The sequence below is a fragment of the Flavobacterium sp. TR2 genome (assembly GCF_025252405.1).
Taxonomy (GTDB): domain Bacteria; phylum Bacteroidota; class Bacteroidia; order Flavobacteriales; family Flavobacteriaceae; genus Flavobacterium.
In genome coordinates, this window is sequence record NZ_CP104307.1 from 2,255,287 (window position 1) to 2,271,715 (window position 16,429).

The following is a 16,429-nucleotide window of genomic DNA, read 5'->3' on the forward strand; positions in this document are numbered from 1 at the left end:
GAGGACTTGAAACGAATAGCCCGACCCGCTTTTTTGGCGGGGCACGCCCAAATTATTTCAAAAAGAGATTGAAAAATAACATAATTGATCTAAAAAATAATTTTTTGTAAAATTTTTTTAGCTACTTTAGCATAACAGAACGGAACAGAACGGTATGCTAAAAGAAGAAGAAAAATTTGAGTTTATAATAAATCACGAAAGTGATATTCCGAAGTACCAGCAGTTGGTTGACGGGATTACGAATGCTATTGCGGAGAATATTTTGCAGAAGGGAGATTTGCTTCCATCTGTAAATGTGATTTGTAAAACGTATCAGCTTTCCAGAGACACGGTTTTTAAGGCGTATTCGATTTTAAAAGATCAAAAAGTAATTGATTCTGTGCCTAATAAAGGTTATTATGTGGCGGGAGAAACGAGAAAAGTGCTTTTGGTTTTGGATACATTTAAGGCTTATAAGGAGGTTTTGTATCATTCGTTTGTGAATAATCTGCCCGATAATGTGATTACAGATGTGCAGTTTCACCATTATAATATTGATGTTTTTAAAACGATCATTAATAACGGAATCGGGAAGTATTACAAATATGTGGTGATGAATTTTGACCATAAAGACATTTCGTCAGCATTATCGGCAATTTCAAAAGATAAATTGCTTTTGATTGACTGGAATATCAGGGCAGAGCAAGCGAATAATTATGTTTTTCAGGATTTCGGGAAAGCATTTTATGATGCTTTGACAGGGGCGGTTGATTTGTTTAAAAAGTATAAAAAGATACAGTTTGTGTATCCTGATTTTACGAATCATCCGTGGGAAACGGTGGAATTTTTCAAGAAGTTCTGTGCTGATTTTGGTTTTGAGTTTGGAGTAATTACAGATCCGAAGAAGTTTAATATCGAGAAAGGAATTGCCTATATCAGCGTAAGCGACAGGATTTTAGGATATTTTTTGGAACAGTGCAAAGAGAAAGATTTTGAACCTGGGAAGGATGTTGGGTTTTTATCGTACAACGAAACGCCAATGAAGAAATTTATATACAAGGGGATTTCAGTTGTCTCGACTGATTTTAACGAATTGGGAACCAAAGCATCGGCATTTATTACGCATGACGAAGAAACAAGGTTTTATGTGCCGACAAAATTAATAATAAGAGAATCATTATAGTATGTATTATATCGGTTATGATATTGGAAGTTCTTCTGTCAAGGCAGCTTTGGTAGAAGCAGAAACAGGCAAAAAAATCATTGTTCTGAATGAGCCTCAAAATGAAATGGAAATCCTATCAATTCACCCAGATTGGGCAGAGCAGGATCCTGAAATCTGGTGGAAGCACATTTGCACCGCAACGAAAAGAGCGATTAAAGAGTCAAATATTGATGCATCTAAAATTCAGGGAATTGGCATTTCGTACCAAATGCACGGGTTGGTGATTGTAGACAAAGAAGGCGCTCCGCTGCGAAATTCAATTATCTGGTGCGACAGCCGCGCGGTTGAAATCGGGAATAAGGCTTTCGCCGAAATTGGGCAGGAAAAATGTATGGAGCATTTGCTGAATTCGCCAGGAAATTTCACGGCTTCGAAACTGAAATGGGTTAAAGAAAACGAACCGGCAGTTTACAATAAAATTGCCAAATATATGCTTCCCGGAGACTACATCGCTTTGAAACTGACAGGCGAAGCAACCACTACCAAAAACGGTTTGTCTGAAGGAATGCTTTGGGATTACAAAGAAAACAAAGTAGCCGACTGGCTTTTGGATTACTACGGAATCGATCAGTCTTTGACGCCAAATATCGTTGAAAATTTCACGAATCAGGGAGCTGTCACTGAAAAAGCTTCTGCAGAATCTGGACTTCCGGCAGGAATTCCGATCGTGTACAGAGCAGGAGATCAGCCCAATAATGCTTTGTCATTAAATGTTTTGAATCCCGGTGAAGTGGCGGCCACAGGCGGAACTTCGGGCGTTTTTTATGCGGTAAGCGAGATGTCTTCCGGAAAAAGCACTAGAGTAAATAATTTCGTTCACGTAAACTACGAATTGGAAACGCCGAGAGTTGGCAAACTTTTGAATATTAACGGAGCAGGAATTCAGTACAGATGGCTCCGAAATAATATGGGCAGCGAGAGTTACGAGGCGATGAACGAAAAGGCTTCGAGTATTGAAATTGGATCAGAGGGCGTTGTGGTAATTCCGTTTGGAAATGGTGCAGAGCGTATGTTCAACAATAAAACGATCGGAACCCATTTCTTAAACCTCAACTTAAATATTCACAATAGTGCGCATTTGTTTAGAGCATCTTTAGAAGGAATAGCCTTTTCGTTTGTGTACGGAATGGAATGCTTAAAAGAAGATAATGCGACGATAAATGTCATAAGAGCCGGAAATGATAACCTTTTCCGTTCGGAGATTTTCTCCAATACCGTGGCGACTTTAATCGGTCACGAAATCGAGATTTACAATACAACAGGAGCTGTCGGAGCGGCCCGTGCAGTTGGCTTAAAAGATGGCGATTACAGCAAGTTTGGAGCAAATGTAAGCGACAACGACCATGTAATGACGTTTTTACCGCTTCACAACAAAGAACCTTACGAAGCGGCATATCAGAAATGGAAAAAAGAATTAGAATTAATATTAACTACTAAATAAAAAGAAAATCAAATGATAGTTTTAGGAGATAAAGAATACTACAAAGGCATTGGCCAGATTAAATTTGAAGGGGCAGCATCCGATAATCCTTTGGCGTTTAAATATTACAATCCAGATCAGGTTGTAGCTGGAAAAACAATGCGTGAGCACTTTAAATTTGCTATCGCTTACTGGCATACGTTCTGCGGACAAGGGAGCGATCCATTCGGACCGGGAACTCAAAACTTTGCTTGGGATGCATCATCAGATCCGTATCAGGCTGCAAAAGATAAGGCAGATGCTGCTTTTGAATTCATAAGCAAAATGGGATTCGATTATTTCTGTTTCCACGATTACGATTTGATTGCTGAAGGAGCCACTTTCGCAGAATCAGAAAAACGTTTGGCATTTATTACAGAATACTTAAAACAGAAAAAAGCAGAATCTGGAATCAAATTGCTTTGGGGAACTTCAAACTGCTTCTCAAACCCAAGATTCATGAACGGTGCGGCTACAAATCCAGATTTTAATGTAGTGGCAAGAGCGGGTGGACAGGTAAAATTGGCTTTGGACGCAACAATCGCTTTGGGCGGAGAAAACTACGTATTCTGGGGCGGTAGAGAAGGCTATATGTCTTTGCTAAACACAGATATGGGAAGAGAATTGGACCACATGGCGCAATTTTTAGCGATGTCTAGGGACTATGCAAGAGCGCAAGGTTTCAAAGGAACTTTCTTCATCGAGCCAAAACCAATGGAGCCATCAAAACACCAGTACGATTTTGACTCGGCTACAGCAATTGGATTCTTGAAAGAATACGGTTTAGACAAAGATTTCAAAATCAATATCGAGGTAAACCACGCTACTTTGGCACAGCACACTTTCCAGCACGAATTGGAAGTGGCTGCAAAAGCAGGAATGTTAGGAAGCATCGATGCCAACAGAGGAGACTACCAAAACGGTTGGGATACAGACCAGTTCCCAAACAACATTCAGGAAACTACTGAAGCGATGCTGGTTTTCCTAAAAGCTGGCGGACTGCAAGGCGGAGGAGTTAACTTTGATGCTAAAATCAGAAGAAACTCTACAGATTTAGAAGACGTTTTCTTAGCGCACATTGGCGGAGCAGATACTTTCGCAAGAGCTTTACTGACAGCTGATAAAATTATTGCTTCTTCTCCTTACGAAAAATTAAGAAAAGAAAGATACAGTTCATTCGATTCTGGAAAAGGTAAAGATTTTGCTGATGGAAAATTAAGTCTAAAAGATCTTTACACAATCGCGCACGAAAATGGAGAGTTAAATCTTCAAAGCGGTAAACAAGAGTTGTTCGAAAACATTATCAATCAATATATCTAAATTGCTTTAGATTTTAATATTAAACCTAACAGGTTTTACAAATCGGTAAGGTTTCTGCAAAAATTGGAATAGAATAAGTTATGCAAAAAAGGCTTTAGCCGAACTAAAAGTTTTGGCTAAAGCCTTTTGCTATTTGCATTTAATGAACTTCCAGCTAAAGCAGTGGGCAATTGACTTTTTAAAAAAATGCACTCAATTAAAATTTTAAATAGCAAAGTTTTGAAATTAAAAATGGGCAGAACCTCAGAATTAATATTATTATTCAAGCTTCAGATCGTAACGCTCTTCGTAAAACGTTTTTCCCCATTCTTGAACTTCTTCAGATTTCGTAAGTTCAAATCCCATCATTTTATACATTTGAAGTGCTTTATCTTGCAGATTTGTCGTAAGAAGGAAAACATTCTTAAATTTTTTCGCTTTGCAGAACTCTACTGCATCGGTCAATAATCGTTTGCCAATTCCGAGACCCCTAAAAGCAGGATCGAGAAGAAACCATCTTAGTTGCGCTTCTTCGTTTGGCTGATGTACAATGGCAACACATCCTACAATTTTATTATTGTATTCGGCCATCCAGATTCGGTCGTTTTCTGGAGAATATTTTTCTAAGAAATCGTAAAAAGTTTTGATTACATATTTTTCAAAATCAGTAGAAAAATGATATTCTTTACCATAAATGGCACCATGCAGATGAATAATGTAACCGACATCTCCTGGCGTAATTTCATGACGATACGTAATATCTTCTCGAACTATTTTATTTTCCGTCAGCAGATTTCTTACGGTATTCATCGAATCAACCAAAATTTCTTTTTCCGAAGAATTCAATTTTTCAATTTTGCCTTCAATCTTATTTTCAGATTTAGCATTTAAAATGCTCAATAATTGATTTCCAGAATCTGTCAGTTTAATGTCGAAAGCGCGTTTATCTTCTGCTGAAGCAATTTTTAGAATTAAATTTTCCTTCAAAAAACGTTTTAAAATTCGGCTTAAATATCCTTTATCAAGATTTAATATTTCAGTGATTTTCTGTGCCGTTATAGTTTTGCTTTCGCTGATTTCATATAGGATTCGTATCTCGGTCAAAGAATATTCGCTGTCTAAATAATGCTGGCTTAAAATATCTAAATGCGCTGTATAAAATCTATTGAAACTTCTAATTTTTGAAGTGGTAGTATTCATAATTGAAATGTATTGTTGAAATACAAATATATAATTTTAGTTGCTTTTGTCAACTATATTTTAAATTTTTATTTTTTTGAAGAAAATTTTAAGTAGTTCGAGATTCATTTTAAGACATTCCCATTAATTTTTTGTTAAGCGCTTTTTTGCTTCAATCCTGCTTTTTATAAGAGAAAGATTGTTATACCCGACAAAGTATTTGATTTTTTGCGCCAAATAGTGCAAACGCTTATTTTACAGCTGGTCTTTGACTTCAAATGTTAATATTATGTTTCGTTTTAGGGAGGCTTTATTAATGTAAACGTAACCTCATCGACCTACCCTCAGCTTTAATTTTGGAGACATATAAGAAGAAACCAATACTTTGTATATGCCATTTTTTAAACAGCACGATCATTATCAAGACAAAATCAGAAAAAGTGTTTTGGCTCACGCTTTTTATTTGATTATTCATACCAAAATAATGTATCATGTATAAGAAGTTTACAGACGAAGAACTTGTCGAATTACTTAAATCGGGCAAGGATAAAGCTTTTGATGAACTTTATTTTAGATATCGGGACCTGCTTGTCCGGTTTGTATATCTCCGAATGAAATCGATTGCCATTTCAGAAGAAATTGTGCAGGAAGTTTTTACCTCTATTTGGGAAAGACGCAAAACAATTGTAATCCAGAAAAGTTTTGCCGCTTACATTTATACTTCGGTTCGCTATATGACTTTAGATTATATAAAATCGCATGAAGTTACTGACCAGTATATTCAGGAGGTTTTAGAAAAAAATACGGTTTCGCAAACGAGCTATAATGCAATCGAAGATTCTATTTATTATGAAGAACTGCAAAAAGCGGTTGACGAAGCGGCATTATTACTTCCTAAAAAATCAAAAGAGGTTTTTATTCTCAGCCGCGTAAAACATTACACCAACAAAGAAATTGCCGAAGAATTGAATGTTTCGATCGAAACCGTAAAATATCATATTGCGTATGCGCTGAAATTCATGCGCACGTATTTGGGCGAATTCAATTAAAAGTAAACTTCAGATTAAGACCTCAGCTTTTTTCTTAACAGAAGCGTAACCTTTTGCGCCTACCTAAAATTACAATTCCCAAGACATACTATTAAAGACATAAAGAAATTATAATGCCTGAAAATTCAAATAACGAAATCAAAAATTTTTTAGAAGGAAAGTATTCCCCAAAAGGACAAGAAATGTGGAATAAATGGTATGATCGTACCGATGATTTTTTTGACAATATGGAACTGGTTCAATCTGACCGCTCAAAACTGAAAAAAGAATTAAGACAAATAAAAAACACCAATAAAGTTATTGCTCTTTCATACAAAAATTGGGCTGTTGCTGCTTCTTTAGTTTTCCTTTTAGGATTATCAGTGTTTTTCTATTCGACAACAAATACTATCGAAAGCAAGCAATTTGCGGTAAAACTAGGCGAGCACGCTCAAATAAAATTAAGTGACGGAACAAAAATCTGGCTAAATGCAGGGAGTGTTCTTAAATATCCTACAGCATTTAAGGGAGATACCAGAGAAGTGTATTTGAGTGGCGAAGCTTTTTTTGATGTCGCCAAAGACAAAAAACATCCTTTTATCATTCATACCAATAAAATGGATACCAAAGTTCTCGGAACCAGCTTTAATGTTCAAGCTTATCCAGACCAGACTACGCAAGAAGTTTCGGTTGCGACCGGAAGAGTAAACGTGAAATCGACTGTTACAGAAGAAAATGTGTATGTAACTCCGGGACAGAAAGTGGTTTTTAAATCGCAAAACAACAAGCTTCAGGCTTTTAAGGATATTCCGTTGAATACCATTTCGTTATGGCGCAAAAATATTATGGTTTTTGAAGAAACGCCTCTGCCAGAGGTTGTAGCGACCATTAACCGGAATTATAATGTTGCGATTGAAGTCAAAAACAAGAATTTAAATGCTTTGAAAATTAGCGCCTATTTTAAAGAACTGCCTGCCGATCAGGTAATTGGTTTGGTGTGCAATATCATTAACGCCGAATACAAAATAGATTCTGGGGTTTACAAAATCGAATAATCTTAAAAAAAATAAAACTACGTAGCAAACTGATAAACAAAACAATTACACTAAATCTAAAAACTATGAATGAAAAACAAATGCGGTATGCCGCAAAATGGCAGAGCATAAGGACAATGGGAACAAAATTATTCCTGTTTATGACTTTGTTTTTTGCCGCACTTACGGTAAAAGCCGGGAATGTTGACATTAACAAAAGAGTGACTTTAAAAGTTGATAATGAGAGTATAAAAAATATATTTCAAAAAATTGAAAATCAGGTTGATGTGCATTTTATGTACGAAAGCAGCCAGGTAAACGCCAATCAAAAATTAAGTTTAAAACTTAATAATGTAACGCTGGAGCAAGCGCTGGATAAAATTTGCGGAAATGTGCTTCGATATGAGATTGTGAGCAACAATATTGTAATCAAGAAAAATCAGAAGGTTGCTTCTGCAGACCAAAATAAAATTACTGTTTCGGGAACTGTTTTTGGCGGAGACGATAATATGCCTTTGCCAGGAGTTGGAATTAAAGATAAAGGTTCTGACGCGGCTACAGCAACCGATTTTGATGGAACATTCAAATTGGAAGTAAGCGCTTCTGAAGCGACTCTTGTTTTTTCTTACGTGGGTTATATAACGCAGGAAGTGAAAGTAACGAGCTCACAAAATATTACCGTAAAATTGGCTGCCGATGTAAAACAGCTTCAAGAAGTTGTGGTAATGGGGTATGGAAGCGTAAAAAAGAATGAAGTTTTAGGAGCGGTTGGGTCTGTTTCTATGAAAGAAACTTCAAGCAGAACCTATAATAATGCCGCGGAATTATTGCAAGGAACGGTTGCCGGAGTTACGGTAATCAACGATGGAGGTGATCCGACTGCATCGCCAACAATCAACATTCGAGGTATTGGGTCTTTGAACGCTGAAACGCCTTTGATCGTTTTAGACGGAATCATTTACAGCGGATCATTAAATACAATAAATCCAAATGATATCGCTTCGATAAACGTTCTAAAAGATGCGGCTTCTGCAGCAATTTATGGTGCAAGAGCTTCTGGTGGGGTAATTTTAATTACTTCAAAAAAAGGAATTTCGGATAAAATTAATGTAAACGTAAACTATCAAGGAGGTTTTCAGAATGTAGCCAAAAAATTAGAAGTTTTAAACGCTGCAGAATATGCTGATGCTATGAATCTTGCAAGAGATAATGCAGGTTTGCCGAGAATTCCTGCTTTTAATCCTGCATTTGAACCAACGGCAAGAACAACAAAAACCAACTGGATGGACGAAATTTTCCGTACAGGAGAAATTCAGGACTTGTCTCTTTCGGTAAACGGAAAAACAGAAAAATCTAATTTTTTCCTTTCGGGAAGTTATAGAAAAAACGAAGGGATTCTGTTAAATACTTATGGAGAACGCTACACAGTAAGAGCAAACTCTTCTTTCAAATTGGCAGATAATTTTACCATTGGAGAGAATATTTCGTACTCTTTGACAGATGGTCAGACAGCAAATACGTCAAGTTCGTACACGGGAGCAATTCAAGCAGCGATTTTGTATCCGCCAAACGCGACGATTTACAGAGAAGATGGATCAGGTCAATTTGGCGGTGTTCCAGAAAAATATATTGGTTCTTACGGAGACGTTATCAATCCTGTGGCTTATCTAAAGAGATTAGACAATAAAAATCCTATTTCAACAATTTTGATCAATCCGTACGCAGAATGGGAAATTGTAAAAGGATTAAAAGTAAAATCAAACTGGGGTTATACCAGAATTCAGGACAATGCAACAGATTTTACGGTAAAAGTTACAGAACCAGGAAAAATATTTGATTTCAATAGATTGACGCTGAAAAACTTGACAGTTACCGATTTATTGAGTGAGCAGACTATTTCTTATGAGAAGTCATTCGGAAAACATAATTTGAAAGCTTTGGCCGGATATACGTATCAAGAAACGAAAAGAAATTTCTACACCGTTGAAGGAACTGGTTTTGACAACGAAGACCCATCACAGCGTTATTTGCTGAATGCAAAATTAATCCAGCAGACGGCAGCAGGAAGATCTGATGAAATTATTTCGTCTTATGTGGGAAGAATCAATTACGACTTCAACCAAAAATATTTAATCTCGGGAATTGTACGTCGTGACGGAACTTCAAAATTGTTAGAAGAAAACCGCTGGAAAGTTTATCCTTCTGTTTCTGCGGGATGGCTGATTTCTGAAGAAAGTTTTATGAAAGGCATTGAGCCAATCATCAGCAATTTAAAACTTCGCGCAAGCTGGGGGCAAATTGGAAACTTAGGAAACCTTGGGCCATACCAATTTAGTGTGCCTTTGGTTCAGACTCAGGCGTTAATTGGAGCAGTGCCATCCATTAATTATGGTTATGCAGAAAGTGAATTATCAAATCCGAATTTAAAATGGGAAAGCTCTGAGCAGACCAATATCGGTTTAGACTTTACAATGCTAAACAATAGCCTCGTTGGATCTGTTGACGCTTATGTGAAAAAAAATAAAGATATGCTGGTTCGCGATCAATTGCCAGGAGTTTCAGGAACGCCGCAAGGAAGAATTGTAAACTCCGGAGATGTCGAAAACAAAGGGATCGAGGTGAGTTTAACGTATCAGAAAACTCGAGGAGAATTTAAATTTGATGTTACGGCAAACGCTGGATTTTTAAGCAATAAAATTGTTTCAATTAAAGACGATTTGAATTCGTTAGAACCTCTTGGTTTAAGCAGGGTTCGCAGTTTGCCATTGGCTAATATTTACCAAGTAGGAAGCCCGGTTGGAGCCTTCTACGGATATGCTACTGACGGATTATTCCAAAGCAATGAGGAAGTGAAAGCTTATGTAAACAAAAACGGCGTCATGTATCAGCCAAATGCGGTTGCTGGAGATATTAAATTTAGGGATGAAAATGGCGATGGCGTAATCAATAATAGCGATAGAGTAGTTTTAGGAAGCCCTTTCCCGAAAACAACTTACAGCTTAAATGCCAATTTCAGATACAAAGGATTTGATATGAATGTGTTTTTTACAGGTGCCGCAGGAAACAGTGTTTTCAATGCCGTAAAACACACAGGTTTAAACGCTTCTTTCCCAGGATATAATTTGTTAGCCGAATCAAAAGATGCATGGTCGCCAACAAATACCGATACAAATGTTCCAATTCTTTCGTCAACAGACAACAATAACAACTTCGGACGTATTTCTGATTTATATATCGAAGACGCTTCTTTCTTAAGGTTGAAAAACGTTTCTATCGGGTATACTGTAAAAGAAAGCTGGCTAAACGGAAAAGCAAAATTGAGATTCTTCATCTCTGGACAAAACTTGTTTACGATTACCAATTATTCTGGAATGGATCCTGAGGTTGGGCTTAAAAACTTCGGAATGGATTTAGGACGTTACCCGCTTTCTCGTATTTACATGACAGGTGTTAACGTAACTTTTTAAAAAATAAAAAACAATTAAAATGAAAAAAATAAGTCTTTTATTATTGAGTTTTGTGCTTTTGGTAAGCACTTCGGCTTGCGAAAGCGAACTTGATGTTGTGCCGCAAGGAGCTCCTTCGAGCGGGAATTTCTGGAAAACGCCAGCAGATGCAAAAGCAGGAGTAAATGCAATTTATGCTTTGTACTCAGATGATAATATGTACGGTCGCGGTTTCTTTTGGTTGAATAATGCCAGTGATGATATTGGAACAAAACCAAGACAAAACGCAGAAAGAATCAAAAATTTTATTGTAGACGGATCAGAATCGGATACGAAAGATATTTGGAGAATTCACTACGAAATTATGAAACGATGCAACGACGTGATTCGTAATATTCCAAATATTGCATTGGACGAAAAAACAAAAAACGGAATGTTGGGCGAAGCTTATTTTAACCATGCTGTAATGCATTTAGAACTAGCATACCACTATGGAGACGATCGTGCAGGAATTCCGATTCAGGACAGAGCAAACCCGACAAATGTTTATGTGCCTCGCGCAAAAAATGTAGCCGAAAATTACGCTTACATTGCAGCAGATTTAATCAAAGCAGCAGATTTATTGCCTTATTTTGATCAGCTTACGCCAGACAATCGCGGACGAGCTCACAAAACTGCGGCCTGGGCATATTTGGTTCGTACTTACTTGTACGCAAAAGATTGGGACAATGCCATCAAATATGCCAACATGATTGTGGCTAGCGGAAAGCACAAATTATTGGACAATTTTGAAGATGTATTTAAAATCAGCAACAACTGGTCTTCAGAATATATCTGGTCTGTAACATCAAGTGCAGAAAATACTTCTTTAGGTTCTATTTTTCCTGGAGTTTGTCTAGAAGATAAAGGATGGGGAGTTTATAACGGTTGGGGAAATTTCTATCCGACAAAGGAATTGTTTGATACGTATGCTCCAAACGACAAAAGACGCAGCGCTACAATTTTGCAAAAGGGAGACAAATTTGTTTATTTCGGAGAGACTGTAACTTTCAATGAAGGCAGCCACGTAGTAAGTTCAAGTAATAGAACAGGTTATCAGTTTAAAAAATATATGGAGCCATTCAGTTATCCAAAAACAACTTCGGGTGGAGTAGATATTCGTTATGTAAATGCCAATGGTGACAAGCCTTCAACAGCTTTAAACGTTCCTCTTTTACGTTACGCCGATGTGATTTTGATGTTAGCGGAAGCGAAACTAATGAAAGGCCAAAATGCAGATGCAGAAATCAACATGATTCGCCACCGAGCAGGTCTTGCGGATATTTCTGGAGCAACAATGGTCGATTTAAAAAGAGAAAGAAGATGTGAGCTGGCAGGCGAATGGACTGACCGCCATTTTGATTTAGTGCGTTGGGGAGATGCGAAAGAAACTTATGCAAAACCATTGCACCATTATAACGGAAGCGTTATTTATCCTGCTCGTAATTTCAATCCTGCAATTCATCATGTTTGGCCAATACCGCCAGATGAAATTGCAGTGAGTAAAGGTGCTTTGACTCAAAACCAAGGCTGGTAATACGTAATTTCATTGTGTTTTTTTATTTTTTTTACGCTGCAGTCTTAGTCAGGAGACTGCAGTTGTAAAAAAGTAAAGATTGTCATTCTGAGTAATGACAAGATTACTTTTCACTATGTGCCTTTAAACAAGTGAAACGTCTTTATGCATAAAGAAAAGCTATGTTTCTATGTATTAAAATAAATTACAAAAATCTATTTCGAATAAAGTGACCTACAGCTTTAAAAGAATAAAATCATTTTCGATGAAAAAAATAATCACCCTTTTTTGCCTTCAATTTTGCTTGTTTGCTCAAGCGCAAGAGTACACTTCGTCTAACATTCATTCTCATAACGATTACGAAAGTAAATTGCCATTTTATGGTGCCTATTCTAACGAAACAGGAGTTATAGAAGCCGATGTCTTTTTAGTAAATAATGAATTGTTTGTGGCTCACACTTCTAAAGAAATTGCTTCTCACAATACACTTAAAAGTCTGTATTTGGAACCGCTTTCTGCTAAATTAAAAACGCTAGAAGGGAAAGCTTATCCAAGCAATAAACCTTTGATTTTAATGATTGATATTAAGTCTGATGCTGACTCGACTCTAAAAGCAATTGTACAGCAGTTAAAGGCTTTTCCAGATATTATTTTGAATAAAAACATAAAAGTGGTTATTTCGGGAAACAGGCCTTTGCAGTCAATTTGGGCAGCATATCCAGATTTTATTTATTTTGACGGAAGGCTGAATGAAAATTATACTCAAGATCAATTGGCAAGAGTTGAGATGATCAGCGAAGATTTGCATGAAATCACAGTTTGGAACGGAAAAGGTGTTTTGACACAGCCAGATGCTGAAAAAATTCAGGCAATTATTAAAAAAGTCCACGATCAAAACAAAAAGATAAGATTCTGGGCTACGCAAGACAATGTGAATACGTATATGACTTTGATGAATTTAAAAGTTGATTTTATCGGAACAGATAAAGTAGCCGAGCTGACTCAATTTATAAATAATATTAAAACGACATTTTACCAGAATACAGAATTTCACCAAGCTTATGCTCCTAAAAATGTTTTCAAGAATAAGCGCCCGAAAAACGTTATTCTCTTAATTGGAGACGGAATGGGATTAACGCAAATCTATTCTGGCTACACGGCAAACAAAGGACAGCTGAATCTGTTCAATATTCCCACACAAGGATTCTCGATCACAAAAGCTTCTGATAGTTATATTACAGATTCTGCAGCTGGCGCAACGGCAATGGCTACGGGACATAAAACCAATAATCGATTTATAAGTGTCGATGAAAATGGTAAGCCGCTTGAATTAATGACGCAGCAACTGGCAAAGAAAAACTATAAAACGGCGATTATCTCTGCTGGAAATATTACAGATGCAACTCCAGCAGCGTTCTATGCGCATCAGCCAGAAAGAAGTTTAAGCGAACCTATTGCAAATGATTTTCTTTCGAATCCTTCAGATATTTTAATTGGAGGAGGACAGAAAGAATTTGTTTCCAGAAAAGATGGAAGAGATCTGTCTAAAATTTTAATTGAAAAAGGGTATGCTTTCTCAGATAAATTTGCGAGTTTGGATATGATCAAGAATAACAGATTTGTTGTTTTAGAAGATGCAGCGGTGGTTTCTATGAAAAATGGAAGAGGAGATTTTCTAACGAAATCTTTAGCGAAAGCGACAAATACTTTTTCGAAAACAAAAAATCCGTTTTTTATTATGGCTGAAGGCGCTCAAATTGATTACGGCGGACACCAGAATAATGTAGAATATGTGGTGAGAGAAATGCTGGATTTTGATAAAATGGTGGGGCAGGCTATGGAATTTGTAGATAAAAATCCGGAAACATTATTAATCGTAACGGCAGATCATGAAACGGGAGGATTGTCTCTAATTGACGGAAGCATTGAAAAAGGATATGTTCACGGAAGCTTTAGCACCAATGACCACACGGCAATTCCGGTTCCTGTTTTTGCCTATGGGCCAGGTTCTGAAAAATTCATGGGAGTTTATCAGAACACAGCAATTTACGACAAGATTATGGCGTTGATTTTGGGGAAATAATTTCTTTTAGATAAATTCAAATTATAAGGAGCGTCTCAAAAAGAGCTCCTTTTTTTATTTTAGAAATATATCGCTCCGCTGGAGCTTTTTTTCTTTGTGTTGAATTTTTAGCTATAAATATATCGCCCCGCTGGGGCTTTTTTTGTTTGTGCGTTTAATTTTTATCTATAAATATTTCGCTCTTCCAGAGCTTAAAAATGTTTATGTAAAAGTCCCTAAAGCTTGAAAATGTTTTTTCAAAAGTCCCATCGGGACGAAATATTTGTAGAAATTGGAATTGCGGTTTACAAACGAGCCCCAACGGGGCGAAATATATGGTTTGTCTAATTTCCACATTTCACGTTTCACATTCTGCATTTATAATTTATTTCCCTTTCAATAAATTAATACTTACCGTTGCAGTATCGGCATCAGGAAATCTTTTGAAAATTGATTTATCTGGAAATAATCCTGCTTCTGCTGCGATTGCGTTAAAAACATCAATTTCAACAATATACTGATCCGAAAAACCGTGCGTGGCGTCGTAAGCTGTTGCAGGAGTTCGGCCTAAATTATGGGCTGTAAGTTTTGGATTTATAGTATGAAGTTCAATCAGAAGCAGACCAAATTTGCGGACATACGGCGACCATTTCTGAAGGTGCTCCAAAAGATTGTCTTCAGCCAGATTGTTGCTAATTCTTTTTCCTCTGTACGCAAATGCACCGGTTGAGGTGCTGACTCTGTTTTCGTCAATATGGTTAGGATCCTGCCAGATTCGGTTATGGTCTAAAAAAGTCCTTACGTTCAGCAGATCTTTCAAATCAATATTATAATTTTCTTTCAAATCATTGGCAAGCAAATCAGGACGTCCAATATCGCCCCAGATTACTTTTGCCCAAATATCTGCATTGATCAGATTGGCTCTGGTTACTTTTAAAGCGGTTTGGTTATAATCGGCTCCAACTAGAAACAGCGGATATTCGTCGAGCATTTTTCCTCTTAAAGTCTGTCTGTCGATTACTTCAAAAATATGCTGCAGGAATGCGCCATTTCCGCATCCCATATCCAAGATTCCTTTAGGCTGTTCTTCAATAGGAAGATTAAAAAGCTTGATCAGAATTTCGTCGACTACTTTAAAATAAGTATCATGAGCGCCGCCGCTTCCCCAAACATTCATTTCACGATCTACATGAATTTCGTTTTCGCCTTCACCAGTTCTTAAAATATTTGGATTGCCAAAAATCAATTCTTCGATTTTAGCAAAAGTAGGAAGATAAGAAACTGTAACGCCATAGGCACTTGCTCTTTTGGCAAAAAACAAACCAGCTTCGGTAAATTGGTAATTGCCGTTTTTTTCTAGAAACCAGCCTAGATGGACAAAGAAATCTAAGATTTTTTTAAAATTTTCTGGCGATTTATGAAATTCTTCGGGTCTGAAAGATGTTTCCATAAAATATTTATGAAACATTCCGTTCATTGCCAGCCGCACAATTGTTGGGCCAATCAGATAACCTTCAATATGTTTTAAAATCTGTTCCTGAATGCTGTTTTTCAGCACATCGTCTGAAGGTTCAATTCCGTATCTTTTTTTATATTTTTCAAAAATAGCGTTGAGTTTTTCAAAAGGAACATCATCAAACAAACGCGGATGGAATTGTATTGACAGCTGAAGGAGACTCACTACATCTTCATAGAGATAAAACAGTGAAAATGCCGTTTTTGTTTTTTCGTTTACTGAAATTGTAATTTCCTGCTTTTTGTTATCAACTTCATAATCCAGAAAACCTTGAGATGCCAAAACTCTCAAACCCACATTCAGATAGCCTTCATTGGCATTAAAGGCAGCAGTAAGCTCAGATAATGTGAGCTGTTTTTTGTTTAAAATAAATTCTAAAACAGATTTGTTTTTGAGCGCGATTGCTACAGGAGCCGTAACTAATCCGTCGAGATGTCTGAAAATGGAGCTTAAAAGCTGTGATTTATCGTTCATAACAAAAGAGTGAAGGTTAGTTTAAAAATAGTGATTTTTTTGATTGGTTGAAATAAAAAGAATTGTCTTCAAAATGGCAATTTTAGGCAGGACTACCTAGATGGCAGGCATGAAATGAATTAATTATAACCCTAAAAAAACAAAGCCAGCATTGGAAGACAAAAGTCTTCTTT

At 36.8% G+C, this 16,429-nt stretch carries 11 protein-coding genes; 8 read left to right on the forward strand and 3 right to left on the reverse strand.

The window, feature by feature from the left end:
- Positions 1-154 precede the first annotated feature (154 nt).
- The 3 genes from N4T20_RS10200 to xylA are packed head-to-tail and all read left to right on the forward strand — an operon-like array spanning position 155 to position 3,983.
- The gene (locus N4T20_RS10200) at positions 155-1,162 is read left to right on the forward strand and encodes a GntR family transcriptional regulator (protein ID WP_260672894.1); all 1,008 of its coding nucleotides are present in this window, start codon (positions 155-157) and stop codon (positions 1,160-1,162) included.
- Position 1,163: 1 nt separating this feature from the next.
- Entirely contained in the window at positions 1,164-2,645 is a 1,482-nt protein-coding gene (locus N4T20_RS10205) for a xylulokinase (RefSeq protein ID WP_260672895.1), read from the forward strand.
- A gap of 12 nt (positions 2,646-2,657) precedes the next feature.
- Complete coding sequence (gene xylA, locus N4T20_RS10210) at positions 2,658-3,983, forward strand: xylose isomerase (RefSeq protein ID WP_260672896.1); 1,326 nt, start codon at positions 2,658-2,660, stop codon at positions 3,981-3,983.
- Between the two features lie 258 nt (positions 3,984-4,241).
- Here the strand turns inward: xylA and N4T20_RS10215 are convergent, their stop codons facing one another.
- A complete protein-coding gene (locus N4T20_RS10215; RefSeq protein ID WP_260672897.1) occupies positions 4,242-5,162 on the reverse strand; it encodes a bifunctional helix-turn-helix transcriptional regulator/GNAT family N-acetyltransferase in 921 nt (306 codons plus the stop codon).
- Between the two features lie 470 nt (positions 5,163-5,632).
- On the opposite strand from N4T20_RS10215, the gene N4T20_RS10220 reads away from it, so the two are divergent.
- The 5 genes from N4T20_RS10220 to N4T20_RS10240 all read left to right on the forward strand — a co-directional run bounded on the left by N4T20_RS10220 (position 5,633) and on the right by N4T20_RS10240 (position 14,287).
- A complete protein-coding gene (locus tag N4T20_RS10220) occupies positions 5,633-6,190 on the forward strand; it encodes an RNA polymerase sigma-70 factor (protein WP_260672898.1) in 558 nt (185 codons plus the stop codon).
- 113 nt (positions 6,191-6,303) lie between these two features.
- The gene (locus N4T20_RS10225; RefSeq protein WP_260672899.1) at positions 6,304-7,224 is read left to right on the forward strand and encodes a FecR family protein; all 921 of its coding nucleotides are present in this window, start codon (positions 6,304-6,306) and stop codon (positions 7,222-7,224) included.
- A 65-nt stretch (positions 7,225-7,289) separates the two neighbouring features.
- Positions 7,290-10,670 (forward strand): TonB-dependent receptor, encoded by a 3,381-nt coding sequence (locus tag N4T20_RS10230; RefSeq protein ID WP_260672900.1) that lies wholly within the window; start codon positions 7,290-7,292, stop codon positions 10,668-10,670.
- A 19-nt stretch (positions 10,671-10,689) separates the two neighbouring features.
- Positions 10,690-12,225, forward strand: coding sequence for a RagB/SusD family nutrient uptake outer membrane protein (locus N4T20_RS10235; RefSeq protein WP_260672901.1), 1,536 nt, complete (start codon positions 10,690-10,692; stop codon positions 12,223-12,225).
- 244 nt (positions 12,226-12,469) lie between these two features.
- A complete protein-coding gene (locus N4T20_RS10240; RefSeq protein ID WP_260672902.1) occupies positions 12,470-14,287 on the forward strand; it encodes an alkaline phosphatase in 1,818 nt (605 codons plus the stop codon).
- Between the two features lie 201 nt (positions 14,288-14,488).
- Here N4T20_RS10240 and N4T20_RS10245 read toward each other — a convergent pair whose 3' ends face one another.
- Together N4T20_RS10245 and N4T20_RS10250 are read right to left on the reverse strand one after the other, a co-directional pair.
- The gene (locus N4T20_RS10245) at positions 14,489-14,644 is read right to left on the reverse strand and encodes a hypothetical protein (RefSeq protein WP_260672903.1); all 156 of its coding nucleotides are present in this window, start codon (positions 14,642-14,644) and stop codon (positions 14,489-14,491) included.
- 7 nt (positions 14,645-14,651) lie between these two features.
- A complete protein-coding gene (locus N4T20_RS10250; RefSeq protein ID WP_260672904.1) occupies positions 14,652-16,256 on the reverse strand; it encodes a class I SAM-dependent methyltransferase in 1,605 nt (534 codons plus the stop codon).
- Between the last annotated feature and the right edge of the window lie 173 nt (positions 16,257-16,429).

What these genes read in the sequence shown, in the direction of transcription:
- N4T20_RS10200 (WP_260672894.1), top strand. Translation starts at nt 155, where the DNA reads ATGCTAAAAGAAGAAGAAAAATTTGAGTTTATAATAAATCACGAAAGT.
- N4T20_RS10205 (WP_260672895.1), top strand. Translation starts at nt 1,164, where the DNA reads ATGTATTATATCGGTTATGATATTGGAAGTTCTTCTGTCAAGGCAGCT.
- xylA (WP_260672896.1), top strand. Translation starts at nt 2,658, where the DNA reads ATGATAGTTTTAGGAGATAAAGAATACTACAAAGGCATTGGCCAGATT.
- N4T20_RS10215 (WP_260672897.1), bottom strand. Translation starts at nt 5,162, where the DNA reads ATGAATACTACCACTTCAAAAATTAGAAGTTTCAATAGATTTTATACA.
- N4T20_RS10220 (WP_260672898.1), top strand. Translation starts at nt 5,633, where the DNA reads ATGTATAAGAAGTTTACAGACGAAGAACTTGTCGAATTACTTAAATCG.
- N4T20_RS10225 (WP_260672899.1), top strand. Translation starts at nt 6,304, where the DNA reads ATGCCTGAAAATTCAAATAACGAAATCAAAAATTTTTTAGAAGGAAAG.
- N4T20_RS10230 (WP_260672900.1), top strand. Translation starts at nt 7,290, where the DNA reads ATGAATGAAAAACAAATGCGGTATGCCGCAAAATGGCAGAGCATAAGG.
- N4T20_RS10235 (WP_260672901.1), top strand. Translation starts at nt 10,690, where the DNA reads ATGAAAAAAATAAGTCTTTTATTATTGAGTTTTGTGCTTTTGGTAAGC.
- N4T20_RS10240 (WP_260672902.1), top strand. Translation starts at nt 12,470, where the DNA reads ATGAAAAAAATAATCACCCTTTTTTGCCTTCAATTTTGCTTGTTTGCT.
- N4T20_RS10245 (WP_260672903.1), bottom strand. Translation starts at nt 14,644, where the DNA reads ATGCAGAATGTGAAACGTGAAATGTGGAAATTAGACAAACCATATATT.
- N4T20_RS10250 (WP_260672904.1), bottom strand. Translation starts at nt 16,256, where the DNA reads ATGAACGATAAATCACAGCTTTTAAGCTCCATTTTCAGACATCTCGAC.